The organism is Bradyrhizobium sp. CCBAU 51627, assembly GCF_028128765.1.
Lineage (GTDB): Bacteria > Pseudomonadota > Alphaproteobacteria > Rhizobiales > Xanthobacteraceae > Bradyrhizobium.
The window spans coordinates 307767-332090 of record NZ_LBJG01000024.1; the positions used below are offsets into that span (position 1 = coordinate 307767).

The window sequence follows — 24324 nt, forward strand, 5'->3', positions numbered from 1 at the left end:
TCTACGGTTCGACCGGCGTCCCTGCCGGCAACGCAAGACCCTTTTGGCCGGCGACCTGCCGCAACAGGTCCGGCCGATCGGAGATGATGCCGTCGACGCCGATCTCGATCATCCGCGCCATGTCGTCGGGCTTGTTGACCGTCCAGACCACGACGCGCAACCCCTGCGCATGGGCCTCCGTGACAAGCAATGCGGTCACGTCGCCGAAATAGGGCGACCACACCGCGCCACCCGCGGCCTTGATCGTCCGCGGCAGCGAGCCGCCGTGATCGGCGGGGCTGAAGCCCGCCGTCCAGCTGGTGGCCTTGTCGAGGGCGATCGTTGGTGCCGAGCCGCGCTGGACCGTCAGGTACACGGTCGGAATGGTCGGGGCTTGCTGCTGGACGAGAAGCAAGGTCCGCCAGTCGAACGACTGGATCATGACCCGGTCGGAAAACCTTTCGTCTGCGATCACTCCGAGCAGCTTGGTGACGAAAGCCTGCGGCTCAAGCGATTCATCGGGATGATCCGGATCGATCTTGGTCTCGATATTGAAACGCACGCGCTCGTTGCCGGATTTGCGCACCAGCGCGAACAGCTCCTTCAACGTGGGAATGCGGGTGCCCGGCACTGGGTGCTGGTCGGGAAATTGCCTGGCGTAGGCGCTGTCGGGCCGGATCCGGCCGACATCGTAAGTCCTGACCTCGGCGAACCGCAGCTTGACGAAAGGTGTGCCGGGGGCCGCGACATAGGCGCCGTTCGCAGCCCGCGCGAGATCGGGATTGAGTCCGCGCTCATGCGACACGACGACTTCGCCGTCGGCGGTCACGCCGACGTCGAGCTCCAGCGTGTCCACCCCCATCGTGAGCGCATGGGCAAAGGCCGGCAGGGTGTTTTCCGGCATCAGCGCCCGCCCGCCGCGATGCGCCTCGAGATCGAAAGCCATCGCTGTTCCGGTCATGGCTTGCCCTGTCGTGAGAACCGAGAGCACGGCCAGAATTGTCGCAATGCGTGACGGCATCTCGGTTCGCGGCCCAAATGAAAGGAAAACCATATGAAATCTTCGCTCGTTTCGTCCAGTCCCGCGGTTGACGGCGGCTGAGGAAAGCCGAAACTCATCGGCAAAAAAGATCGGGAGCGATTCACATGCGGCTCATTGTCCTCGCAACGATGGTGGCTCTGATGGTTGGACAGGCGGCGGCCAAGGATCTGTTGTCGGGCGCGAGCCTCTATGCCGACGTGGCGCGCTACGCCGCCTTCGGCCTGCACCGCTTCGGCTCATCGGGCGATCGCGCGACGGCCGACTGGATCGCGGGCGAACTGTCCGAGGCCGGCTTCGCCATCAAGTTTCAACCCGTCGTGCTCGGTCGGCAATATGTCGTGGAGCGCGCCACCGCCGAGGCGGCCGGCACGGTGGTCGAGGCGACGCCGTTCTGGTGGCCGCCGGAGGACAAGGCCAGCTTCCATCTCTCTGCGCCGCTTGTGCGGGAGGGCGATGCGGCCGGGAAAATCCTCTGGGTCGATCTGCCGTTTGATCGCGGCGCCTATCTTGGGCCGGCCCATCGCGCGGCGATCTCGGACGCCGCAGCCAGGAAACCCGCCGCCATCCTGCTGATGATCGGCAATCCCGCCGACGATCGCTTTGCCTACAATGTCACGCAGGAGGATGCGCCCTGGCCGGTGCCGGTGATGGTGGTCGGCGCCAGGGCGCGTGCTACGTTTGAGCGTGCGCTCGCCTCAGGCCTGCCGGTGACGTTCGATGCTAAAGGGCATTACGACCGCAACGTCTCGGGCCGCAATGTCGTCGCCGAAACCGGCATCGGCCGCGGACCGACCATCGTCGTCTCCACGCCGATGACCGGCTGGTACTCCTGCGTTTGCGAGCGCGGCCCCGGCATCGCCAATTTCCTCGCGCTGGCGCGCACGGCGGCGGCGGAAAAATGGCCGGCGCATTTCGTCTTCGTCGCGACAGCCGGTCACGAGATCGGCCATGGCGGAATGGAGTTGTTCTTGAAACACGGGGCGCCTGCGCCGAAGGACACCTTGGCCTGGATCCACTTCGGATCGTCGAACGCGTGTTATGCGTTTGCGGACGGCGCGCGCACCACCAGGCCCGAGGAAGCGCGCTATCTGGTCCTGAGCAAATCCGCGGTTGCACTGATCGACGAGGCCTTCGTCGCGGTCGCTGCGAAACGTCTGGTGACAGAGAAGCAGGCGGTCGGCGAGCTGCGCGACGTGCATGCGGCGGGTTACGCCAATTTCCTCGGCATGGCCGGCCACCATCAAACCTTCCACACGCCCGCTGACGATCTCGGCACGACCGGCCCCGAGATTCTCGAACCGGTTGCCCGCGCCTTCGTCGATGCCGTGCGGAAAATCGTCGAACGCGGCGACGCCGCGTTCAGATAGCGTCAGTTCTGGTAGAAGTAGTCGCGCGGTTGATAGTACTGGCGCGGCTGCGGCTGATAGTAATAGCCCTGCTGGCCATAGCCCTGGTCGTAAGTTTGCTGCGGCTGCGGCAGTTGCTGGTAGACCTGCGCGCCATAGGGGCGGGTGATCGGGCGCGGCGCCGGGTAGCGCGCGCCGGTGTCGCTGCCGTCCGCGGGATAGATGTAGTTGTCATCCTGCGGCATGTAGCGCCGTGCGGGCTGCATCGGCGGCGTCAGGTTCACGGGATCGCCTGACGTTGCGTATTGCTGCTCGTCGGCGGGCTGCTGAGCGCGCGCGACCGCAGTGTTGGCGCGGCCGCGTGGGTTGCGGGCCAGCGCCACCTGTGACGAGCCGGTCAGCGTCACCGTGGTGTTGAGCACGCCCTGCTCCTGCACCAGCGCATAGAGCGTCGAGGCGTTCTGGCGCGACAGCCGCACGCAGCCATGCGAGGCGGGCGTGCCCAATCGTCCGACCGAGTCGGTGCCGTGGATGGCGTGCCCGATCTTGGTGAAGAAGATCGAATGCGGCATCGGCGCGTCGTCGAATTCCTTGGAGTAGTGATCCTCCTCCATGCGGAAGGCGCGGAACGTTCCATTCGGCGTCTCACGCGAGGGGATGCCGGTCGACACCGGCCAGTGGTAGCGCGTGACGCCGTCGACCGCGACGGTCATCTGCTGATTGTTCTTGTCGATGGTAATGTCGACTTTGGCCTGCGCGGCGCCCGCGCCCAAAAGCATCAGCGAAGTGAAAGCGATAAAAAATGTACGCATCTGACGTCTGGCCTCCGGCCTGTTCACGCTAGACCATGATCCGGAAAAGTGCGTAGCGGTTTTCCGAAAGGACCATGCTCAAATCATAACACCGCGGCTCTCCGTCCCCGGCACGCACTATGCCTGCAATCCGGCTTTCGTTCCAGCGGCCTGCCTGCCCATCGTTAACGTGATGCCGGGCGTAAGCAAGGCCGCTTCGTGCCGTGCATGTCTCGGCGACGCTGACATTTTCGCGAGCGGGAGGTGTGTTCACGACGCCGACAATTCGTCACAAAGGCGCAACCATTTCGCCGCTTCGAACGTTGACCATGCCTGCCCGACAGGTGGCTTTCGCCGCCGTTATTCCCGCCGTTATTCCCTTGGGATTGAAAATGAACAGAGCCCGTACCGCCGCCGCAGCCTTGCCGGCCAGCTTGCCCGTCGGCCTGCTGTTTGCAGCCGCTGCCGTCCTTCTCGCGCTGCTATCTCTGCCGCACGCCAGTCACGCCCAGGGCATCGTGCGCGGCGCCCAGGAAGGCTCCTATGAAGGCAACCGGATAGCCGGTCCCGTGGGCGGCGCAGTCGGAGGCGTCGTCGGTGCCGGTGTCGGTGGCGCCGTTGGCGCGGTCGAGGGCGTTTTCGGCATTCCCCACCATCGCTATCACCACTGCCGTGGGTACTACGATGGTTATCGTCACTTCCACTGCTATCGGTGATCGTCATTCCGGGCCCGCGCTACGCGCGCCCCGGAAGGACAATCGGGCTCAGTTCTTCAGCCGGTATCCGGTTCGGAAGATCCACCAGATGATGGCCAGGCACACCACAAGGAACGCCGCCGTCATGCCGATGCTGACGGACACGCTGACATCGGCGATCTCGTAGAAGCTCCAGCGGAAGCCGGAGATCAGGTAGACGACCGGGTTGAGCAGCGCGACCGTGCGCCAGGTCGGCGGCAGCATGTCGATGGAATAGAAGCTGCCGCCGAGGAAGGTCAGCGGTGTCACGACCAGCATCGGGATCATCTGTAGCTTTTCGAAGCCGTCGGCCCAGATGCCGATGATGAAGCCGAACAGGCTGAACGTCACCGCCGTCAACACCAGGAAGGCCAGCATCCAGACCGGATGATGGATGTGCAGCGGCACGAACAGGCCGGCTGTCGCCAGGATGATCAGGCCGAGGATGATCGACTTGGTCGCGGCGGCGCCGACATAGCCGAGCACGATCTCGAAGTAAGAAATCGGCGCGGACAGGATCTCGTAGATCGTGCCGGTGAATTTCGGGAAGTAGATGCCGAACGAGGCGTTCGCGATGCTCTGCGTCAGCACCGAGAGCATGATCAGGCCCGGCACGATGAAGGTACCGTAGCTGACGCCCTCGACCTGGCTGATGCGCGAGCCGATCGCAGCGCCGAACACCACGAAATAGAGCGAGGTCGAGACGACGGGCGAGACGATGCTTTGCAGCAGCGTGCGCCAGGTGCGCGCCATTTCGAACAGATAGATGGCGCGGATGGCGCGGTGATTCATGACGTCCTCACGAGGTCGACGAAGATGTCCTCGAGCGACGATTGGGTCGTGTCGAGATCGTTGAAGCGGATGCCGGCGGCGCGGAGATCGCTGAGCAGGCTGGTGATGCCGGTGCGCTCGCCCTTGGTGTCGTAGTCGTAGACCAGCGTTGCGCCGCCGTCGCAGAGGTCGAGCTCGTACTGGGCGAGACCGTCGGGCAGCGCGCCGAGCTTACCCTGCAAATGCAGTGTCAGCCGCTTCTTGCCGAGCTTCTGCATCAAGGTCGTCTTGTCCTCGACAAGCACGATCTCGCCCTTGTTGATGACGCCGATACGGTCGGCCATCTCCTCGGCTTCCTCGATGTAATGCGTAGTCAGGATGATGGTGACGCCGGACTGCTGAAGGGTGCGCACCACCTCCCACATGCCCTTGCGCAGCTCGACGTCGACACCGGCGGTGGGCTCGTCCAGGAACAGGATCTGCGGCTCGTGCGACAGCGCCTTGGCGATCATCACGCGGCGCTTCATGCCGCCGGACAGCGTGATGATCTTGTTGTCCTTCTTGTCCCAGAGCGAGAGGTCCTTCAGGATCTTCTCGATATGGGCGGGGTTCTTCGGCTTGCCGAACAGGCCGCGGGAGAAGCTCACGGTCGCCCACACGCTCTCGAAGGCGTCGGTGTGCAATTCCTGCGGTACGAGGCCGATCAGCGAGCGCGCCTTGCGGTAGGAGGTCTGGATGTCCTCGCCGCCGACCAGGACGCGGCCCTCGCTGGGATTGGCGATGCCGCAGATGATCGAGATTAGCGTGGTCTTGCCCGCGCCGTTCGGCCCGAGCAGCGCAAAAATCTCGCCGCGCTTGATGTCGAGATTGACGTTCTTGAGCGCCTTGAAGCCGGACCCATAGGTCTTCGACAGATTGGCGACGGAAATGATGGAGGACATGGTGGCCGGTGAGGTGGGGAAGGGGGACGCCGGAAACCGCCCTCTGGCGGGCGGAGACAGCGGAGCCCTGAAATAGGAATGGCGTTGCCCGCCCGCAATTGCCCGGAGAAAAATGGTCTCAAAACAGGCCATTCGGTGGCAAGCTTCGGACAAGTGTTGCGCGATGGTCACGGATTGCGGCGAAGATCGCCGTTCACGCGGCTCTTTGTTGCGTCTGCGAGCAGGCCGTGGCTACGATTCCGGCCAGTCGCGAACGTATGTCCCCAGGGAAAACAATCGATGAGACCGAACGGCCGTCACACCGCCGGCGCCAGCCAGTTGTCCACCTTCGGCCTGTGGGCGATCTGCCTGCTCCTGCTGTCAGCTGTTGCCATGAACCCGACCACCGCCAAGGCCGCGCCGAGCCAGGCGGCTGCGACCACCCACGTCTATCTGCTGCGCGGCGTGCTCAACATCTTCTCGCTCGGGCTCGATACGATCGGCGCCCGGCTCGAGGCCCAGGGCATCCCGGTGACGGTTGCGAATTTCGTGTCCTGGTCCTCGCTCGCCGATGAGGCCGCAGCGAATTACAAGGCCGGCCGCATCAAGACCATCGTGCTGGTCGGACACTCCTCGGGCGCGACAGCCCTGCCCGACATGATCGCCAAGCTCAACCACCTCGGCGTTCCCGTGAAGCTCGCGATCGGGCTCGACTCCGTGTTCAAGACCAAGCTGTCGACCGGCGCCGAGCGCTACATCAACATCTATATTGGCGACGGTCCCGGCGAGCCGGTGCGGGCCGCTGCCGGTTTCCGCGGCAAGCTCGACAATGTCGACGTGCGCGGAAGCGGCGTCGGCCACATCACCATTGACAAGAACGAGGCGATCCAGCGCCGCGTGATCGCCGAGATTGACGCTGCGATCACACGTTCGCGCGGCCCGGCGGCCCCAATCGCCGCACCCGTTGCCGCCCCGCGGACCGCGCGCTCCGCGGCGGCTGTGGCCCCGACGAGGAACTGACGGCGGCGCGCGGCGCCGGATCAGGTTCCGTGCCCCAAATTCCACCCAATCGAGGGTCACTAAGCGCCGCGGTGGAGGGCGTTTGCCCTGCTGTGGTGGGACTGCGGACTTGATGATTGATCCAAGGCGACTTGTGGTGTTGGCGGCGGTCGCACTGCTCGCCTTGCCCCCCGGATTGGCCGCGGCCTCGCCTGCCAAGTCGAAGCGCGCGGCCCTGACCACCGTCGCGTCGCCGCCTCCCGCTCCGCTATTCGAGCCGCTGCCGCCACCGAAGATCTACCTGTTCCGCGGCGCGATGGGGCCGATCTTCTCGACCGGCATGGATCGGCTCGGCGAGAAGCTGACAAAGGCCGGCCTTTCGGCCGACGTCTACGAATTCACCCTGTGCCGGCTGATCGGCAACCGCGCCATCGCCAGCTACAAGGAAAGCCCGGCGCCGATCGTGCTGATCGGCCACTCCATGGGCGGGCTGTGCTCGGTGATCATCTCGGAGATGGCCGCCAAGGAGAACATTCCGATCAGCCTCGTCATCACCATCGACCCCGCGCATGCGACCGATGACGTGCCGCTCAATGTCGAGCGCTTCATCAACATCTTCCTCTCCGACAGCGTGCTCGGCGGCGGCGACGTGGTGGCGGTGCCCGGCTTCCGCGGCCACTATGCGAGCTACGACCTGAAAGAGAACAGCCGCGTCTCTCACATCAACATCGAGAAGTCGGACGATATCCATCGTCAGATCGTCGAGATGGTGACACAGCTGCCACGCATACCGCCGCAGACGCAGGAGGATGCGGTGCCGCTGCGCTATCTCGTGCCCGCCGATACTCTGGTCGAATTGTGGGACAGCGGCGTGCGTTTGCCGGTACGCGCGGGAGACACGATGGAAAGCATCGCCGCAGCCAATCGCGTGCCGGTCTGGGCGATCGCGCAAAGCAACTCGCTGCCCGAGAACGCAACGCTCACCCCGGGGCAGTCGATCATCGTGCCGCGGCACTTGACGCCGCCGGATGCCGCGGCTGCGATGGCGGTGCCGCCGCCGGCGGCACCTTCAGGGCGGAAGAAGTAGGTTTTTACTCACACGTTCGAACCGTGGATCGCGTCGATCACGGCGTCGGTGACGTCCTTCGTTGTCGCCTTGCCGCCGACGTCAGGCGTCAGCACGCCGGCCGCGCAGACCTGCTCGACCGCCTTCATCAGCCGCGCGGCTGCATCCTTTTCGCCGAGATGCTCGAGCATCTGCGCGCCGGTCCAGAACGTCGCGACCGGGTTGGCGATGCCCTTGCCGGTGATGTCGAAGGCCGAGCCGTGGATCGGCTCGAACATCGAGGGGAAGCGGCGCTGTGGATCGATGTTGCCGGTCGGCGCCACGCCGAGGCTACCGGCCAGCGCGCCGGCGAGGTCGGAGAGGATGTCGGCGTGCAAATTGGTCGCGACGATGGTGTCGAGGCTCTTCGGGTGCAGCGTCATGCGCACCGTCATGGCGTCGACCAGCATCTTGTCCCAGGTCACATCGGGAAATTCGGCCGCGACCTCGGCGGCGATCTCGTCCCACATCACCATGCCGTGGCGTTGCGCGTTCGACTTGGTCACGACGGTCAGGAATTTGCGCGGGCGCGACTGCGCGAGTTGGAAGGCATAGCGCATGATCCTGCTGACGCCGACGCGGGTGAACACCGCGACTTCCGTGCCGACCTCTTCCGGCAAGCCCTTGTGCGCGCGACCGCCCATGCCGGCATATTCGCCTTCCGAATTCTCGCGCACGATCACCCAGTCGAGGTCGCCGACCCCCACATTGCGCAGCGGCGAGGCCACGCCCGGCAGGATCTTGGTCGGCCGCACGTTGGCGTATTGGTCAAAACCCTGGCAGATCGGCAGCCGCAGGCCCCACAGCGTGATGTGATCGGGCACGTCGGGAGCACCGACCGCGCCGAAATAGATCGCGTCGAACTTCTTGAGCTCGGCGAGGCCGTCGGCCGGCATCATCACGCCGTGCTTCTTGTAATAATCCGAGCCCCAGTCGAACATTTTGACGTTGAAGGCGAGGTCGCCGCTGCGCTTGGCCAGCGCCTCCAGCACGCGCACGCCGGCCGAGATGACCTCGGGGCCGATGCCATCGGCGGGAATGGCTGCGATCGAATGAGTGCGCATCAGAATGCTCCGTTTGACAGATCAGTGGGATTGCGGGACGGGTGCGACGGGCGCGGTTTTCGCGCGCGACAATAGCAGGGTCAGGACCGCGGAGAGAACAAGCAGGCCGCTGACGAAATAAAGCCCGCCGACAAAGCTGCCGGTCCGATCCTTGATCCAGCCGATCATGGCGGGACCGACGAATCCGCCGAGATTGCCGATCGAATTGATGGTGGCGATGCCTGCCGCGGCAGCTGGGCCGGACAGGAACAGCGTCGGCATGCTCCACAGTGGCGGTTTTGCCGAGGAGATGCCGATGTTCACGAGCGTCAGCGCAGCGAGGACCGCGACCACTCCGGCCGCAAGGCCCGCATAGGCAAGGCCCGCGGCCGAGAGCAGGCAGGCAAGCACGACATGCCAGGTGCGCTCGCCGGTGCGGTCCGAGTGCCGCGCCCACAGCACCATGGCGACGACGGCGGCGGTGGCCGGTAGCGCGTTGAGGAAGCCCACCTGGAGCGAGGACAATCCGAATTGCTTGATGATCTGCGGCGCCCAGACGCCAAGCGTGTAGAGGCCAGCCGAAGTACCGAAATAAATCAGCGACAGCGCCAGCACGCGCGGATCGGCAAGCCCGCGCCAGATACTGTGGCTCGCAGTCGCGGCTTTGCGGGTGGTCTCTTCGTTCATGGTCTCGACCAGCCAGCGGCGCTCGTCTTCGCGGAGCCATTTCGCCTTCTCGGGGCGATCAGTGAGAAAGGCCAGCACGACGAAGCCGAGAAGCACGGCCGGCAGCGCCTCCAGCAAGAACAACCACTGCCAGCCCCTTAAGCCGAGCATTCCGTTCATTTCCAAGAACGCCCCGGAGACCGGCGAACCCAGCACGGTCGAAAGCGGTGCGGCGGCCATGAACAGCGCCGTCACGGCGGCGCGCTGGCGCGCCGGGAACCAGTAGGAGAGATAGAGGATGATGCCGGGAAAGAAGCCGGCCTCGGCGACGCCGAGCAGAAAACGCAGGATGTGGAAGCTGGTCGGCCCTTGCACGAAGGCCATCGCTGCCGAGATCAGACCCCAGGTGATCATCACCCGCGCGATCCAGATCCGCGCACCGACCTTGTGCAGGATGATGTTGGACGGTACCTCGAACAGGAAATAGCCCCAGAAGAAGATGCCGGCGCCAAAGCCGTAGACGGTCGGCGACAGGCCGATGTCCTTGTTCATCGTCAGCGAGGCGAAGCCGATGTTGACGCGGTCGATGAAGGCCACGAAGTAGAGCAGCATGATGAAGGGGACGATGCGCCAGGTGATTTTGCGCAGCACGCGCGTCTGAATCTCGCTCGTCACCCCTGGCTTCCTCCAATTCCGGCTTCTCGTTGTGAGGCGGCAAGCCTAGACGGGAGCAGCAGGGGGACTCAATCGGCGCTGGTTTATACAAAAAAATGATATAATCCTTCTTAGGTCGCCCCGACGTCATGGCGGGGCTTGACCCGGCCATCCACTCCTTTCCCGCGCCGCAAGAACGTGGATGCCCGTGACAAGCCCGGGCATGACGATCGCGTGTAGACGAGAGGATCGGCGAATGGAATTGCATCAGCTCCGATGCTTCGTGGCGGCGGCCGAGCAGCTGCATTTCGGCCGCGCCGCGCAGCATCTCCAGATGCTGCCGTCCGCGCTCGGGCGTCAGATCAGGCTGCTGGAAGAAGATCTGGGTACGCGGCTGTTCGCGCGCACGACGCGGGCGGTCTCGCTCACCGAGAACGGCGCGACGCTGCTGCGCGATGCCCGCGCCATCCTTGCCAAGGTCGAGGCGGTCGAGAGCAACTTGCGCAACCGCTCGCGCGCGGGCGCGGCGCGGCGGCTGCGGATCGGCGCCATCGACAGCGCCGCAGCAGGATTGCTGCCGCCGCTGCTGCGTGACTTCCGCGCTGCGCATCCCGAAGTTTCGGTCCAGCTCCTGGAGGACAAGACCGTCCGGCTGTTGCCGAAGATCCTGACCGGTGCGCTCGATCTTGCCTTCGTCCGTCCGCCCGACCGGCCGGACAAGCGGCTGGAGTTTCGCCCTTTGCTCCAGGAGACCGCGATCGTGGCTTTTCCACGGCGTCACGCGCTCGCCGCGCGCAAGTCTATCGCGCTGGCTGACATCGCTGATGAGCCCATGCTGGTGCCGGACCGGCGCTCGCGGCCGCACAGCCACGACCTTACGGTCAAGCTGTTCGAGCAGGCCGGGCTGACGCCGCGCATCGTTCAGGTGGCCGATGAGAAGCAGACCATCATCAACCTGGTCGCCACGAAGCTCGGCGTCGCGATCGTGCCGCGCTGGACCACACGGATGGCGGTCTCGGGCGTGCGCTTCGTGCCGCTCCGTCCCCGGCAGAGCGGCCCCGTCGGACGGCTGCCGCTGGCGGCGGCCTGGCTGCGCGGCTCGCGCGATCCGTCCCGCGATGCCATGCTCGCAGTGCTGGAGGCGCGTCTGCGCAGCTATGCGCGGGAGGCGTGAGCGGCTATGACACTGGCCTGGGCAAGTGGTGGGATATGATGACGGATCAGAATGCTTCGAGCGAATTGCGGGTGGCGATTGCAGGCCTCGGTTCGATCGGCACAAAGATAGCAACCGCGCTCGATGAGGGCATCGAGGGCCTGGCGCTGTCGGCCGTGGCCGTGCGTGACCCTGCCAAACATCAAGCTTTCCTCGGTGCCCTGCGCCATCAGCCGCAAATCCTGCCGATCGATCGGCTCGGGGACGCCGCCGACATCGTGGTGGAATGCGCTCCGAGCAGCCAGTTGCGCGCGATCGTCGAGCCCGCGGTGAAGCGCGGCAGGTCCGCGGTCGTGGTCAGCGTCGGCGGGCTGCTCGACAATGATGATCTGTTCGATCTCGCCCGCGCCAATGGCGGTCGCATCCTCGTGCCCACAGGCGCGCTGATCGGGTTGGATGCCGTCAACGCCGCCGCGATCGGAACCATCCATTCGGTGAAGATGGTCACGCGCAAGCCGATCGACGGGCTGAAGGGCGCGCCGTTCATCGTTCAGAACAACATCGACATCGACAATCTGCGCGAGCCGCTCAAGCTGTTCGAGGGCAGCGCGCGCGATGCGGCGAAGGGTTTTCCGGCCAATGTCAATGTCGCCGTTGCGCTGTCGCTGGCGGGGATCGGACCCGATCGTACCCAGATCCAGGTTTGGGCCGACCCCACCGTGACGCGCAATGTTCATCGCATCGAGGTCGAAGCGGATTCGGCGCGGTTCTCGATGGCGATCGAGAACATCCCGTCCGAGAATCCAAAGACCGGGCTGATCACCTCACTGTCCGTGATCGCGCTGCTCCGCAAGCAGCGCGCCACGCTTTGTGTGGGGACGTAACCCTCACGCCCCCGTGACGCGCCAGATCACGTTGCCGACGTCGTCGGCCATCAGCAGCGACTTCTTGTCGGGGCCGATCACGACGCCGACCGGACGGCCGTAGGATTCCTTCTCGTCCGGGGACAGGAAGCCCGACAGGATGTCGCGCGAGGGGCCGGACGGCTTGCCGTTCTCGAATGGGACGAACACCTGCCTGTAGCCGGACAGCTTGCTGCGATTCCACGAGCCGTGCTGGCCGATCACCATGCCGTCTCCGAAGCCGGGCAGGGTCCCTGCAGGCATCCAGCACAGGCCGAGCGAAGCGGTGTGGCCGCCGAGCGCGTAGTCCGGCTGCAATGCTTTCGCGACCATCGCCGGATCCTGCGGCACGCGGTCGTCGACCGTCTTGCCCCAATAGCAATAGGGCCAGCCGTAGAAGCCGCCGTCGCGCACCGAGGTGAGATAATCCGGCGGCGTCTCGTCGCCGAGCCCGTCGCGTTCGTTGACGACGGTCCAGAGCACGCCCGCCGTCGGCTCCCACGCAAGTCCTACGGGATTGCGCAGGCCGGCGCCGAAGATGCGATCCGTGCCGGCAACGAGGTCGAGCTCGTAGATCGCGGCGCGGCCTTCCTCGACCTCCATGCCCATCTCGGCGATGTTGCTGAGCGAGCCGACGCCGGCATAGAGCTTCTTGCCGTCGGGGCTGGCGAGCAGGCTGCGCGTCCAGTGGCCGCTGGGTTTGAACGTGGTGAGCCGCTTGCCCGGTGCAGTGATGCGGTCGGCATCGGCGACATAGGGGAAAGCCATCACGCCATCGGTATTGCCGACATAGAACGTGTCGCCGACCAGCGCCATGCCGAACGGCTGGTTCAGGTTCTCCATGAACGCGCCGCGGACGTCCGCAACGCCATCGCCGTCCTTGTCGCGGAGCAGGGTGATGCGGTTGGCGGAGACGCCGAGTGCCGCGGCGCGCCGCATCGTCGCCTGCATCGCGTAGTGAAACACGCTGCGCGGGGGACCCGCGATCTGCGTCGCTTCCGCGATCAGCACGTCGCCATTGGGCAGCACCTCGATCCAGCGCGGGTGGTCGAGGTCGGTGGCGAACGCGTTGACCTTGAGCCCCGGCGCGGCCGTCGGCTTCTGGCCGGCGCTCCAGCCGCGCGCGGTCGGCATCTTCAGGGTCGGGATCGCGCCCTGTGGCTTGGCTTGGGGAATGGCGGGTGTCTGGCCCCAGGCCGGCGCAGGCTCGATGCCGGTCAGCTTCCGCCATTGCAGCGCGATGCCGCCGAGGACTGCGACGAATTGCGCGAAGATGCTGGAAAAGGTCATGCGTAGCCCCTGTTTGCGCGCGCATCCAACTGGCTGTCGGGGCAGACGTCAACCTGTGCGGCGCGCCGATGCGGCCTATTCCCTGGGGATGGCAGGTGGCCGAATTTGCATGGAGAAGCGCGAAGCGGTTCCTGACCCGCCATCACCGCGGCGAGAGGAACGGGATGATCATCGGCACGCGGCGGCAATAGGCGCCGTAGGCGTCTTCGCCGAGCTCTTTCGACAGGAACACCTCTTCCATCCGGCCCTTCTGCCACATGCCGAGCGAGATCAGGATGGCACCCAGGATCGTCGTCACCAGGCCGATCGCGATGCCGGTGACCAGCATGCCGAAGATCAGGCCCGTGTAGATCGGGTGGCGCACGAGGCCGTAGGGGCCGGTGTCGATGACGCGGTGGTCTTCCTTGTGGGTGATGGTGTTGGACCAGAATTTCCCGAGATGCAGCCGGCCCCACCAGGCGAAGGCGATGCCGGCGACCGAGAGGACCGCGGCAATGGAGATGCCGGTGTTGCCGAGCACCCAGAGCGGCTTCCAACCCAGGATCTCCGCAATCCACGGCGTGTACAGGATGCCGCCGACCAGGATCGGCAGCCGGTAACGCTGCGACTCCAGCGTCATGACCTGCTTCTTGGTCTGCCCCTGCCAGAACGAGGCGCCCACCCAGCTGGCGAGAAAGGCAAGCCATATCAGGGCCAGGAGTTCGGTCGGCCAGGTTGTGGTCCAGCCACCCCAGGCCACGGAGAGAAGCTTGCTGAAATCGAAGGACATGCGGAAAGGTTCTTTGCTTTGGGCGGCAGATCAGCTCGCGCGCGAGGAGAGCGCGTGATGCTTGATGGCATTCGACGCAGCCTGGCCGTTCCGGGCGAGTAGATGGGTGATGGTTTCCCGCAGGACCGGTTCGATCGGTCGCGGAGCATAGCCGAGTTCGGTCCGCGCCTTGTTGATCGACAGGTCACTGGCGGCAAGCGCGATGCGCACGCCTTCGGCGGTGCCGTTGGGCGGCCGGCGCGTGAAATGGTCGGCAACGAACTCGAGCATGATTGCGGAGAGCTCGGCGAGTCGGCCGGGCACGACGATCGGAAACTGCCGGCGACCGCTCATCGCTGACATCATCCGCAGGATGCGCCCGAGCGGAACACAGTCGCCGCCAAGAATATAGCGTTGGCCGATGCGGCCGCGTTCCATGGTCAGCACGAGGCCCGTCGCGACGTCACGCACGTCGACGAGGTTGACCAGGAAGTCGAGATGCGGCTGTACCTTCTTCTGGAGGAAGTACCAGAGCATCGCGGTCGGCGGCGTCAGATTGTGGTCGGCGGCGCCGATCGGCATGGTGGGCGTGCCGATCACGAGCGGGAAACCGGCCGCGGCCGCTTTCGCGACCTGATGCTCGGCGAGCGACTTCGATCGCGTATAGGCGCCGGGCATCGCATCGGCCGGCTGCAGAGCTTCTTCGGCGGCAACGCCATTGAGGTTGGAGTAGGGGAACAGGATCGATTCCGTCGAGCAGTGCAGGAAGCGCGACACGCCGCGCTTCATCGCCGCCGCCAGCACGATCTCGGTGCCGCGACAATTGACGTCGTGAAAGTCCTGCTTGTTGGCGACCCACATCCCGGGCAGGCCGGCGAGATGATAGACCTGATCGACGCCGGCGAGCGCAGCATCGACCGCGGCGCCGTCGAGGACCGAGCCTGTCACGTAGTCGACGTCGGCATGGGGGGCGGCCGGCGGTCGCACGTCGAGCACGCGCACCCGTTGCTCCCTGCTGCGGAGCGCTTCGACGAGATGATGTCCGATGAAGCCGCTGCCACCGGTAACCAGTACGAGAGCCATGAAAAAGGTTGCTACTATTCCGCTTCGTGAAGCCTATCGGGTCGAAAGGGAGTTGGTCGGAAGAGGCGCGAGAATCGCGGCAAGGTCACGACGAAAACCCAGTGCAATGAATAATTTTGCCATGACGAACATGGGTCCGAGCAAAAGGTGCGACGGAAACGTGAACAACGAGGCCTCGCGCCCCTCAAATACCTTGTGGCCGATGGTCTGCGCTGCGAGGCCGAGCACGATCAGGGCGGTGAAAATCGCCCACATTGTCGCGAGGCTGACTTGCGCGGCAATGGTCGACGCGATGGAAAACAACATGATGGAAACGGCCAGAATCCCGAGCCCGAGCGCCGCGTCGAGCAGCAGCCAATAGATCAGAACCGGCAAGGCCAGGATCACCGCCAGGCTGATCTCCATACCGAACAGCGGCAGCTTCACCAGCGTCAGCGGCATCACGGCGCCGGTGAACAGCAGGAGGATGCCGACGACGTGCATCGCCGTGTTCCGGGGATCGCGATGGTACTCGACATAAACGGCAAGTTGGCGTTGAAAAAAGCCACCCATCTCGGTCTCATGCAGCACAGGGTCGGGGAAGGACGAAAAGAGCCTATAGCACCGGATGGAGCAGTGCACAAACCGGCGCTTTTGTCGCGCAGGGCCACGCCGTCGCGTCTTGGGACTGCTCACAAAACAATCGGGACTCCAAAGGGTTCCCGTAGTGGTGGGGTTGTTCGCGCTCAGTGCCTCTTGGCGGGCTTTTTCGCCGCAGGCGCAGGGGCGGCCGCAGGATGCGCCGGCGCGTCTTCGGGCACCCGGGCAAAGGTCATAATCTGCAACTGCCCGTTGACGGCCGCGGTCGGTTTCGCGCGATCGAGGAATTGCTCTTCGCCGAGGCCGATCGGCTGAAGCCGCTTGGTCGAAATCTTGAACGTGTTCACCAGCACGTCGCGGATCGCGTCGGCCCGGCGCTGGCTCAGGATCGCATTGGCCTCCCGCGTCTTTGAATTGGACTCGACATGGCCGACGATCAGGAACGTGTAGGGCAGCAGCGAGGCGTGAACCAGCGCATCGGCGATCCGGCCGACGGTCTGGTAGGACTCCGGCTGGATGATCGGCGTGTCGGCGTCGAACTGGATCTGGGCGTTGAAGGCCGGCAGCTTGGCGAGGTCAGGCGCAATCAGGGGCCGGTTCACCGGGCCGGGATCGTTCTTGATGCGCGCCCGGGCCCGTTCCATCACCTGCTGCTTCAGTGCGGGAATGTCGACCTCGGCGGCTTCCTCGAAATGGTTCAGCTTGCCGATGATGTCGTCGCGGGTCGGCGCGGTCTGCGCGCCGGCTCCGCCTGCGAGCAGAGCGAGACCCAATGCAAAACCGATTGCAGTGGTGACGTGGCCGGTTGCGCGCATCAGCGGTACCCCGCGTCGTCGACGGCCTTCAGGCAGTTGTTGCTGATGCCCTTCGGCGTCGAGATCAGGCAGGGAATCGACTTGCTGGTCTCCTTGGTCGAGCCGCCGCAGACCTTGACGATTTCACGCTGGCACGCGTTCGCGACCGTGACACGGGCGGCGATGCGCTTCTGGATGGCGTCGAACGTCGCAAGGTAGTCGCTCAGGCACTGCTGGGAGAGCACGTCCCGGTTGCGGGAGAGACACTCCTTCAGGCGGGTCGAATCCGGATTGACGCCGCGGCAATTGGCGACGATGTCCGCCCCGCAGCTCGCCGCGAGCTTTCCGATCGAATCGCCAAAGCTCATGGTCTCCGCCGCCGCAAGCGACGGCATCCCCAATGCCAGCAAGATCAGTGTGATGGAGCCCCGGACCATGGCTGCATCTGATACGGGGAAGTTCGCGATGGTCAAGGCCTGATCAGGGGAGAACTGTCGAGAGTTCGGCCAGTGCGGCGAACAGTCCTCACTCCGCGGCGTCGTCGCCCGGCGGAAATTCGATCAGGACGGCCGTGTGGTTCCGGATCGCGTCGGCAAACTCCGGGTCGGCTTTGAGTTCGTCCAGCGTGCGCGGCGGCGGAAGCTGGCGGCCTTCCGCAGTCAGCTCCTCCGCGTAGAACGCGATCGCCTCAGGCGCATTCTCCAGGGCTTCGTCCACATCGTCGCCGCCGGAGATGCAGCCGGGCAGGTCCGGAAACCACAGGCTGACGTCATCGGGGCCAGCGTCCTCGATGATGGCGACGTAGTGGGGCATGCCTCACGCCCGCTGCACAAAACTGTCCACGACCTTCTTCTCACCGGCCTTGTCGAAGGCGATGGTGAGCTTGTTGCCGTCGATCTTCGTGACGCGGCCGTAGCCGAATTTCTGGTGGAAGACGCGGTCTTCGAGCGAAAATTCCGAGGTCGTGCCGGTCGATTTGGCGACCAGCTCGCCCTCGATCGTCAGCGGTCCGCGCCGGCGCGAGGAGAAGCCGCCGAAATCGGGGCCGGATGACGATGAGGACGAGAACGCGGCGGCTTCTTCCTCGAAGCCGCCGCGACCACCACCGCCATTGCGGCCGCCGCCGCGGTTGCGGTTCGCCTGGGCGCGCTGCCAGCCCGGCGTCGTGTAGCTGGAGCCGAACGCCTCCATGTCGTCGAAGCGCGATGCGCCGTAGCCGCCGGTGCCGCCCCAGGCCGAGCCGCCCTTGGATTCGGTGATCTCGACATTGGCCGCGGGCAGCTCGTCGAGGAAGCGCGAGGGGATCGTGGTGGACCAGGTGCCATGGATCCGGCGGTTGGTGGCGAAATAAATCATGGCGCGGCGGCGGGCGCGGGTCAGGCCGACATGGCCGAGCCGGCGCTCCTCCTCGAGGCCGGCGCGACCTTGTTCGTCGAGCGTGCGCTGGCTCGGGAACAGGCCTTCCTCCCAGCCGGGCAGGAACACGTTGTCGAATTCGAGCCCCTTGGCCGAGTGCAGCGTCATCAGCGACACCGCATCGTCCTCGGCGCCGCCCTCGCGGTCCATCACCAGCGAGATATGCTCGAGGAAGCCTTGCAGGTTCTCGAACTCCTCCATCGAGCGCACCAGCTCTTTCAGGTTCTCCAGCCGGCCCGCGGCATCCGCCGAGCGGTCCTTCTGCCACATCTCGGTGTAGCCGCTCTCGTCGAGCACGATCTGGGCGAGGTCTGTATGCGCGGTGACCTCGCGCTGGGCGCGCCAGCGGTCGAACTGGGTGACCAGATCGCGAAGCGACCCGCGGGCCTTCGGCTTCAGCTCGTCGGTCTCGACCACCGCGCGCGCGGCCTCGAACAGCGGGATGCGGCGCTTGCGGGCATGGTCGTGCAGCATCTGCACGGTGGCGTCGCCAAGGCCGCGTTTGGGCACATTGACGATGCGCTCGAAGGCGAGATCGTCCGCCGGCGAATTGATGACGCGCAAATACGCCAGCGCATCGCGGATTTCGGCGCGCTCGTAGAAGCGCGGACCGCCGATGACGCGATAGGGCAGGCCGAGCGTGACGAAACGGTCTTCGAACTCGCGCATCTGGTAGGACGCGCGCACGAGAATGGCGATCTCGTTGAGCTTCTCGCCCTGGCGCTGCAGCTGCTCGATCTCCTCGCCGATGCCGCGGGCTTCCTCTTCCGAATCCCAGGAGCCGGTCACCGTGACCTTCTCGCCCTCGACGTCCTCGGTGCGCAGCGTCTTGCCGAGCCGGCCTTCATTGTGCGCGATCAGGTGCGAAGCGGCGGCGAGGATGTGGCCGGTCGAGCGGTAGTTGCGCTCGAGGCGGATCACCTTGGCGCCGGGAAAATCGTGCTCGAAGCGCAGGATGTTGTCGACCTCGGCGCCGCGCCAGCCATAGATCGACTGGTCGTCGTCGCCGACGCAGCAGATGTTCTTGGTGGGGCCGGCTGGAGCAGCTACGATCGCCGCGCTCTCCATCATTCCGGGGCGATGCGCAGCATCGAACCCGGAATCTCGATCGATGGACCCACTGCTGGATTCCGGGTTCGCGCCTTCGACGCGCCCCGGAATGACAGTGGGTGTGGTCGGCTTAGACGGCGCCTGCGACAGCAGGCGCAGCCACAGATATTGCGCGACGTTGGTGTCCTGATATTCGTCGACCAGGATGAACTTGAAGCGCTGCTGGTACTGCCTGAGGATGTCAGGGTGCTCGCGGAAAATCCGGATGTTCTCCAGCAAGAGATCGCCGAAATCGGCGGCGTTGAGGATCTTCAGCCGTTCCTGGTAGCTCGCATACAGCTTGCCGCCCTTGCCATTGGCGAACATCGCCGCTTCGCCGGAGGGCACCTGCGATGGCATCAAGCCGCGGTTCTTCCAGCCGTCGATCAGGCCCGCCAGCATGCGCGCCGGCCAGCGCTTGTCGTCGATGTTCTCGGCCTGCAGCAGTTGCTTGAGCAGGCGCACCTGGTCGTCGACGTCGAGCACGGTGAAGTTCGACTTGAGCTGCGCCAGCTCGGCGTGAAAGCGCAGGATACGGCCGCCGATCGAGTGGAAGGTGCCGAGCCACGGCATGCCTTCCACGGCGTGGCCGAGCATCTGGCCGAGCCGGTGCTTCATCTCGCGCGCGGCCTTGTTGGTGAAGGTCACCGACAGGATCTCGGCCGGCCGGGCGCGGCCCTGGCTCAGGATGTGGGCGATGCGCGTGGTCAGCACGCGCGTCTTGCCGGTGCCGGCGCCGGCCAGCACCAGGACCGGGCCGTCCAGCGTCTCCACGGCCTCGCGCTGCTCCGGATTGAGCCCTGAGAGGTATTTCGGCCCCACCGAGGCGCGCGCACGCGCGGCAATGCCGCCGGCTGCGGGTTGGTGGTCGGGGACGCCTGTGATCTTGCTGGGCTCGGTCATACGAATCATTGGCCCCACGATGGCACCGCGGGGTAGCGGAAGGGAGCCTTCTTAACAGGGATTGGAGCCTATATGGGGCGCCCCGAAGAGGTTTTCCACGTACGCGGCGGGCCGATTTGTTCCTCAGAACGGCATTAAATTCCAGCCAGCCTGCACCGGAACCATCGTTCCCGGGTCGAGATTGTCAAGGCATGAGGCGCGGCCAGCCGCGTCGAGCGCAGACAGACATCAAGACAGAGGTTTCACCAATGCTAGGCTGGGTTGTAACGTTTCTGGTCATCGCACTGATCGCCGGCATCCTGGGCTTTGGCGGCATCGCCGGCGCTTCCGTCGAGATCGCCAAGATCATCTTCTTCATCGCTGTCATCCTGTTCCTGGTTTCGGCCGTGGTCGGCCTGTCGCGCGGGCGCAGGATATAGCTAGCGGCTCGAGGGCATCGCCACGTTCCGGCCGATGCCCTCGGGCCGCGGCACGGCGCCGTGAGCCCTGACGACGGCCGCAATGCGCTCGCGAATGTCGGGCGGAAACGCCGCCACCTTGCGCGAGCCCATGTCGACGTGCAGCGACATGTTCTCGGAGGTGGCAGACAGCCATCCTTCGGTGGCGTGCCGCAGCTCCTCGAAGGTGTGAAGCCGCTTGTCGTCGGCTTCCAGCAGAAAGACCGAGACCTGCACGGGATCGCCGAGATGGATCTCGCGCAAGTACCGGACGTGGCATTCGGCCGTGAAGGTCGAGCCGTTGCGCTCCTTCATGTAGGTGGGCCCGATCCCGAGCTGCAGCCACATCTGGTCGATCGCGCGGTCGAACATCACGTTGTAATAGGCCATGTTGAGATGGCCGTTGTAGTCGATCCATTGCGGCTCGATCTGCATGATCGAGGAGCGGAACGGCTCAGACGTAGGGGCTGCGACGGCACTCTCCGGCATGTGTCCTTCCCAAGCTATGCGTCCGGTCGCTTGACTTGACCGGCTTTATGTCCTTTGCCACGGTTTCTTCTGTCGGGAGGAATGTCCGTGGGTACGATCATCACCAATAATCCGCCGCGGCCGGCGCCGGAAGCCCTCGCAAGCACGCTGGAGCAGCTTGCCGCACGGTTCGGCAACCGTCTGATCACCTCGCAGGCCGTTCGCGAGCAGCACGGCCATACCACGACATGGATCGTCAACCAGCCGCCGGACGGCGTGGTGATGGCACAGGAGACGGCCGACATCCAGGACGTGGTGCGGATCTGCGCCAAACACGGCGTGCCCGTCATTCCCTTCGGCACCGGCACCTCGCTCGAGGGCCAGGTCAATGCGCCCGCCGGCGGCATCTCGATCGATTTGCGCGACATGAACAAGGTGCTTGCGGTGCATGCCGAGGATCTCGACTGCGTGATCCAGCCCGGCGTCACGCGCAAGGCGCTCAACGAGCATCTGCGCGACCAGGGCCTGTTCTTCCCGATCGATCCCGGCGCGGACGCCTCCCTCGGCGGCATGGCCTCGACCCGCGCCTCCGGCACCAATGCGGTGCGCTACGGCACCATGCGCGAGAGCGTGCTGGCGCTGAAGGTGGTGCGCGGCGATGGCGAGATCATCACCACGGGCACGCGCGCCAAGAAGTCGTCGGCCGGCTACGATTTGACCCATCTGTTCGTTGGCGCCGAAGGCACGCTCGGCATCATCTCGGAGCTGACCATCCGCCTGCGCGGCATCCCGGAGACGATCGCGGCCGGCGCGGTGTCGTTCGAGACCGTGCACGGGGCCTGTCAGGCCGTGATCCTGGCGATCCAGACCGGCATTCCCGTGGCACGCATCGAGCTGCTCAACGCCGCGCAGGTGAAGGCCTGCAACTCCTATTCGAAGCTGACCTTGCCGGAGACGCCGCTGCTGCTGATGGAATTCCACGGCAGCGAGATCGAGGTTGCCGAGCAATCCAAGGCGTTCGGCGAGATCGCAAGAGAGTGCGGCGGCGGCGATTTCTCCTGGACCACCAAGCCGGAGGATCGCACAAAGCTGTGGCAGGCGCGGCACGACGCCTATTGGTCCGTCAAGGCGCTGCGCCCCGGCGACAGCATCGGCGTGGTCGCGACCGACGTCTGCGTACCGATCTCGCGGCTTGCCGATTGCGTTAGCGAAACCGAGGAAGATCTCAAGCGGCTCAATCTTTTGTCGCCGATCGTCGGCCATGTCGGCGACGGCAATTTCCACTGCTCGCTGGTGTGTGACACCAACGATGCCGCCGAGATGGCGCGCGGCGAGGAGTTCATGCATCGCCTGGTCGAACGCGCCCAGGCGATGGACGGAACCTGCACCGGCGAGCACGGCATCGGCCAGGGCAAGCAGAAATACCTCAAGGCCGAGCTCGGGCCAGAGGCGCTCGATGCGATGCGTGCGCTGAAAAAAGCACTCGATCCGCAGAACATCTTCAACCCCGGCAAAATCGTGCCGGAGGTGTAGCGCGGTCTGCCGCGTCGCGGTCGCGGGAACTTTCGGCAGCCAGGCCGGTTCCAATTCCCGACAATTTCCGATGCCTTAATGGCGCGGCTTTGCGGGAGGATGCGATGTTGCGACCGGTCATTGGAATCGCCGTGATGGTGCTTGCCTGCCTGCTGGCGGGGACGGCTCTGGGCAAGGGCGGTGGCGGCCATGGCGGCGGTCACGGTGGCGGGCATGGCGGTGGCCATCATGGCGGCGGCCATGGTGGCGGCCACGCGCATGGTGGCGGCCACCATGGCGGGCCTCGCTTTGCCGCAGGCGCCCGGCATGGCGGCCCGAACTTCGGTCAGATTCGCAATGCGGCCGTTCGCCCGGCGAATTTCCACAACGCCCTCAATTTGCATTCCAGCGCCTTCCGCAACGGCCGTCTGATCAGCAATCCCGCGGCGCGCGCCCAGATCGCAGCGGCGGCGGCCCTCGCCGGCTGGCATGGTGCGAGCAGCGGATGGTGGCAACATGCGGGAGGCGGTTACGGCTGGGTCGGACCACTGTTCTGGCCGTTCGCATACAACGATCTCTACGACTACACGATCTGGGGCGACGGCCTCGGCTTCTGGGGCTACGGCTATCCGGACATCTACGCCGGCATCTTCGGGCCCTATGGCTATGACGGCCTCGCAACCTATCTGCCGCAGCGTGGACACGAACGGCGGCAAGCGCGAGGCGTTGCGCTCGATCAGCTTTGCGGCAGCGACCGACGTGAAATCGTCGGTCTGCCGATCGATCAGATCGCAGAAGCGGTGCAGCCGACCGAAGCGCAAAGCGCTAGCCTCGACGAACTCGGCAATGCCTCGGTCGATGCGGCCGGGATGATCCGCGCCTCCTGCCCGACGCAAGTCGCGGCGACCGCGCCCGGCCGGCTGATGGCGATGCAGCAACGTATCGAGGCGATGGTGAAAGCCGTCGACCTCGTTCAGCCCGCCCTGGACAAATTCTATGGCTCGCTCACGGACGAGCAGAAGGCGCGCTTCAATGCGCTGGCCGAGGATCAGCGTCGTGCAACGGCTTCCAACTCCTCCGGGGGATCGCTGGTGCAGAATTGCGGCGCGTCCGCTGCGCTCGATTGGCCTGGCACCGACATCGAGGCGAGGCTTCATCCGAGCGACACCCAGCGCGCGGCGCTCCAGGTACTCCAGGATACCAGCGCCAAGGTCAGCGCATCTTTGAAGGCGGCGTGTCAGCCAGCTGACGTGATGACACCGCCGGCGCGCATGGCCGCGGTCCGCAAGCGGCTTGATGTCATGCTCGACGGCGTCAAGTCGGTTCGCGCGGCGCTGGAGGATTTCTACGGCACGCTCAGTGACGAGCAGAAGGCGCAATTCGAGGCCATCGGACCGCGTCGAACGTCCTGAACGCGTCTTGCGAAAAACTGTGACATAAAAATCGTCTCGCCGATCTCGTTTGGGCTCTCTACACTGGGTGAGCCTGAAGCGTGGTCAATCGGCGGTGGGGCGATGAAGTGGTTCGCGAAGCAGAGGCGGGCAGACATCTGGGACGAGGCGGTCGAATGGCCGCTCGGCGACATCGAGGCTGCCGCGCGTATCCGCGCCATCTGTGACGCTGCGGGCCAGAACGCCATCGCCGCTGCGCGAAACGACAAGGGCGAGAGTGCTCGCTATGAGCGCGCGGCAAAGGTCGCGATGGAGATCGCGATGAAGATCTCCGACGGTCTGATGCGCGACGACGCCGTGCATCGCATCGTCGACCTCTGCATGAGCGCAAACGACATCAAGACGGCGCAGATCCTGTTCCGCGCGATCCACGCCGGCTGGATCCGCGAGACGGTGCAGCGGGATTATCCGACGCTGGCGCAGTAGCGCTGCTATCGCCGCATCGAAGG

General features: G+C 65.2%; 25 protein-coding genes. 10 read left to right on the forward strand and 15 right to left on the reverse strand.

All coding sequences use genetic code 11. The annotated features are described in order from the left end of the window. Nucleotide 1: 1 nt before the first annotated feature. Nucleotides 2-1000: a glycerophosphodiester phosphodiesterase gene (locus tag XH88_RS16405; RefSeq protein WP_271669333.1), complete on the reverse strand. Its 999-nt coding sequence runs from the start codon at nucleotides 998-1000 to the stop codon at nucleotides 2-4. Between the two features lie 125 nt (nucleotides 1001-1125). Here XH88_RS16405 and XH88_RS16410 point away from each other — a divergent pair, with 125 nt between their 5' ends. Continuing rightward, entirely contained in the window at nucleotides 1126-2388 is a 1263-nt protein-coding gene (locus XH88_RS16410) for a hypothetical protein (RefSeq protein WP_271669334.1), read from the forward strand. Between the two features lie 2 nt (nucleotides 2389-2390). On the opposite strand, the gene XH88_RS16415 is transcribed toward XH88_RS16410, so the two are convergent. Beyond that, the gene (locus tag XH88_RS16415) at nucleotides 2391-3179 is read right to left on the reverse strand and encodes a L,D-transpeptidase (RefSeq protein WP_271669335.1); all 789 of its coding nucleotides are present in this window, start codon (nucleotides 3177-3179) and stop codon (nucleotides 2391-2393) included. A 371-nt stretch (nucleotides 3180-3550) separates the two neighbouring features. Between XH88_RS16415 and XH88_RS16420 the strand changes: the two genes are divergently transcribed. After that, on the forward strand, nucleotides 3551-3874 hold the full coding sequence (locus tag XH88_RS16420; RefSeq protein ID WP_271669336.1) for a hypothetical protein: 324 nt from the start codon (nucleotides 3551-3553) through the stop codon (nucleotides 3872-3874). 48 nt (nucleotides 3875-3922) lie between these two features. On the opposite strand, the gene XH88_RS16425 is transcribed toward XH88_RS16420, so the two are convergent. After that, nucleotides 3923-4684, reverse strand: coding sequence for an ABC transporter permease (locus XH88_RS16425; protein ID WP_271669337.1), 762 nt, complete (start codon nucleotides 4682-4684; stop codon nucleotides 3923-3925). Then, entirely contained in the window at nucleotides 4681-5604 is a 924-nt protein-coding gene (locus XH88_RS16430; protein WP_271669338.1) for an ABC transporter ATP-binding protein, read from the reverse strand. Before XH88_RS16430 ends, XH88_RS16425 begins: the two co-directional genes overlap by 4 nt. 279 nt (nucleotides 5605-5883) lie before the next feature. Between XH88_RS16430 and XH88_RS16435 the strand changes: the two genes are divergently transcribed. Beyond that, nucleotides 5884-6603, forward strand: coding sequence for a hypothetical protein (locus XH88_RS16435; RefSeq protein WP_271669339.1), 720 nt, complete (start codon nucleotides 5884-5886; stop codon nucleotides 6601-6603). 112 nt (nucleotides 6604-6715) lie between these two features. Further along, complete coding sequence (locus tag XH88_RS16440) at nucleotides 6716-7669, forward strand: LysM peptidoglycan-binding domain-containing protein (RefSeq protein ID WP_271669340.1); 954 nt, start codon at nucleotides 6716-6718, stop codon at nucleotides 7667-7669. A gap of 8 nt (nucleotides 7670-7677) precedes the next feature. Here XH88_RS16440 and XH88_RS16445 read toward each other — a convergent pair whose 3' ends face one another. Together XH88_RS16445 and XH88_RS16450 are read right to left on the reverse strand one after the other, a co-directional pair. After that, complete coding sequence (locus tag XH88_RS16445; RefSeq protein WP_271669341.1) at nucleotides 7678-8751, reverse strand: tartrate dehydrogenase; 1074 nt, start codon at nucleotides 8749-8751, stop codon at nucleotides 7678-7680. Between the two features lie 21 nt (nucleotides 8752-8772). Then, a complete protein-coding gene (locus XH88_RS16450; protein WP_271669342.1) occupies nucleotides 8773-10071 on the reverse strand; it encodes an MFS transporter in 1299 nt (432 codons plus the stop codon). Between the two features lie 235 nt (nucleotides 10072-10306). Here XH88_RS16450 and XH88_RS16455 point away from each other — a divergent pair, with 235 nt between their 5' ends. Together XH88_RS16455 and XH88_RS16460 are read left to right on the forward strand one after the other, a co-directional pair. Further along, the gene (locus tag XH88_RS16455) at nucleotides 10307-11224 is read left to right on the forward strand and encodes a LysR family transcriptional regulator (RefSeq protein WP_271669343.1); all 918 of its coding nucleotides are present in this window, start codon (nucleotides 10307-10309) and stop codon (nucleotides 11222-11224) included. A 38-nt stretch (nucleotides 11225-11262) separates the two neighbouring features. After that, nucleotides 11263-12087 (forward strand): aspartate dehydrogenase, encoded by an 825-nt coding sequence (locus tag XH88_RS16460; RefSeq protein WP_271669344.1) that lies wholly within the window; start codon nucleotides 11263-11265, stop codon nucleotides 12085-12087. A 3-nt stretch (nucleotides 12088-12090) separates the two neighbouring features. Here XH88_RS16460 and XH88_RS16465 read toward each other — a convergent pair whose 3' ends face one another. From XH88_RS16465 to XH88_RS16500, 8 genes are all read right to left on the reverse strand, one after another. Next, nucleotides 12091-13395 (reverse strand): PQQ-dependent sugar dehydrogenase, encoded by a 1305-nt coding sequence (locus XH88_RS16465; RefSeq protein WP_271669345.1) that lies wholly within the window; start codon nucleotides 13393-13395, stop codon nucleotides 12091-12093. A gap of 142 nt (nucleotides 13396-13537) precedes the next feature. Further along, entirely contained in the window at nucleotides 13538-14164 is a 627-nt protein-coding gene (locus XH88_RS16470) for a methyltransferase family protein (protein ID WP_271669346.1), read from the reverse strand. Between the two features lie 30 nt (nucleotides 14165-14194). Further along, nucleotides 14195-15226, reverse strand: a complete 1032-nt coding sequence (locus XH88_RS16475) for an NAD-dependent epimerase/dehydratase family protein (protein WP_271669347.1) — start codon at nucleotides 15224-15226, stop codon at nucleotides 14195-14197. Between the two features lie 33 nt (nucleotides 15227-15259). Continuing rightward, nucleotides 15260-15778 (reverse strand): Mpo1 family 2-hydroxy fatty acid dioxygenase, encoded by a 519-nt coding sequence (locus XH88_RS16480; protein WP_271669348.1) that lies wholly within the window; start codon nucleotides 15776-15778, stop codon nucleotides 15260-15262. A gap of 173 nt (nucleotides 15779-15951) precedes the next feature. Then, the gene (locus tag XH88_RS16485) at nucleotides 15952-16620 is read right to left on the reverse strand and encodes an OmpA family protein (RefSeq protein ID WP_271669349.1); all 669 of its coding nucleotides are present in this window, start codon (nucleotides 16618-16620) and stop codon (nucleotides 15952-15954) included. Continuing rightward, entirely contained in the window at nucleotides 16620-17036 is a 417-nt protein-coding gene (locus XH88_RS16490) for a hypothetical protein (protein ID WP_271669350.1), read from the reverse strand. The genes XH88_RS16485 and XH88_RS16490 overlap by 1 nt, the downstream gene beginning before the upstream one ends. 88 nt (nucleotides 17037-17124) lie before the next feature. Continuing rightward, nucleotides 17125-17412 carry a type II toxin-antitoxin system HicB family antitoxin gene (locus XH88_RS16495; protein ID WP_271669351.1) on the reverse strand — a complete coding sequence of 96 codons (288 nt, stop codon included), beginning with the start codon at nucleotides 17410-17412 and terminating at the stop codon, nucleotides 17125-17127. A 3-nt stretch (nucleotides 17413-17415) separates the two neighbouring features. Continuing rightward, nucleotides 17416-20016 (reverse strand): ATP-dependent helicase, encoded by a 2601-nt coding sequence (locus XH88_RS16500; RefSeq protein WP_271669352.1) that lies wholly within the window; start codon nucleotides 20014-20016, stop codon nucleotides 17416-17418. 239 nt (nucleotides 20017-20255) lie between these two features. Between XH88_RS16500 and XH88_RS16505 the strand changes: the two genes are divergently transcribed. Then, nucleotides 20256-20426, forward strand: a complete 171-nt coding sequence (locus tag XH88_RS16505; RefSeq protein ID WP_271669353.1) for a DUF1328 domain-containing protein — start codon at nucleotides 20256-20258, stop codon at nucleotides 20424-20426. Here the strand turns inward: XH88_RS16505 and XH88_RS16510 are convergent, their stop codons facing one another. Then, nucleotides 20427-20933 carry a thioesterase family protein gene (locus tag XH88_RS16510; RefSeq protein WP_271669354.1) on the reverse strand — a complete coding sequence of 169 codons (507 nt, stop codon included), beginning with the start codon at nucleotides 20931-20933 and terminating at the stop codon, nucleotides 20427-20429. Between the two features lie 87 nt (nucleotides 20934-21020). On the opposite strand from XH88_RS16510, the gene XH88_RS16515 reads away from it, so the two are divergent. The 3 genes from XH88_RS16515 to XH88_RS16525 all read left to right on the forward strand — a co-directional run bounded on the left by XH88_RS16515 (nucleotide 21021) and on the right by XH88_RS16525 (nucleotide 24301). Next, on the forward strand, nucleotides 21021-22445 hold the full coding sequence (locus XH88_RS16515; RefSeq protein WP_271669355.1) for an FAD-binding oxidoreductase: 1425 nt from the start codon (nucleotides 21021-21023) through the stop codon (nucleotides 22443-22445). A 104-nt stretch (nucleotides 22446-22549) separates the two neighbouring features. Further along, nucleotides 22550-23836, forward strand: a complete 1287-nt coding sequence (locus XH88_RS16520) for a Spy/CpxP family protein refolding chaperone (protein ID WP_271669356.1) — start codon at nucleotides 22550-22552, stop codon at nucleotides 23834-23836. Nucleotides 23837-23938: 102 nt separating this feature from the next. After that, the gene (locus XH88_RS16525) at nucleotides 23939-24301 is read left to right on the forward strand and encodes a hypothetical protein (RefSeq protein ID WP_271669357.1); all 363 of its coding nucleotides are present in this window, start codon (nucleotides 23939-23941) and stop codon (nucleotides 24299-24301) included. The last annotated feature ends 23 nt before the right edge of the window (nucleotides 24302-24324 follow it).